Annotated in this window: 1 protein-coding gene; it reads left to right on the top strand. The window is 63.8% G+C overall.

Annotated elements, in window-relative coordinates:
* Window positions 1–20: 20 nt before the first annotated feature.
* Window positions 21–307: IS66 family insertion sequence element accessory protein TnpB (gene tnpB, locus MTR62_RS21260; RefSeq protein WP_407672729.1), on the top strand; the 287-nt coding region annotated here is incomplete at its 3' end.

A 307-nucleotide genomic window follows, 5' to 3' on the forward strand; every position in this document is an offset into this window, starting at 1 on the left:
GCGACCTTGAAGGCGCTGCGGTGATCCCAGCTGGCGCGCGGGTGTGGATCGCCATGGGGCACACGGACATGCGCAAGGGGATGCAAGGACTGGCCTTGCAGGTCCAGCAGGGCCTGAAGCGCGACCCGCACGGAGGCGACCTGTTCGTGTTTCGCGGACGGACAGGCTCGCTGATCAAGATCATCTGGCACGATGGTATCGGCATGTCTCTCTATTCCAAGCGGCTCGAGAAGGGACGCTTCGTGTGGCCCTCGGCGAAGGACGGGATCGTCTCGCTGACCAACGCGCAATTGTCCTGCCTGCTGGA

It is taken from the genome of Novosphingobium organovorum (genome assembly GCF_022832435.1).
GTDB lineage: Bacteria > Pseudomonadota > Alphaproteobacteria > Sphingomonadales > Sphingomonadaceae > Novosphingobium > Novosphingobium organovorum.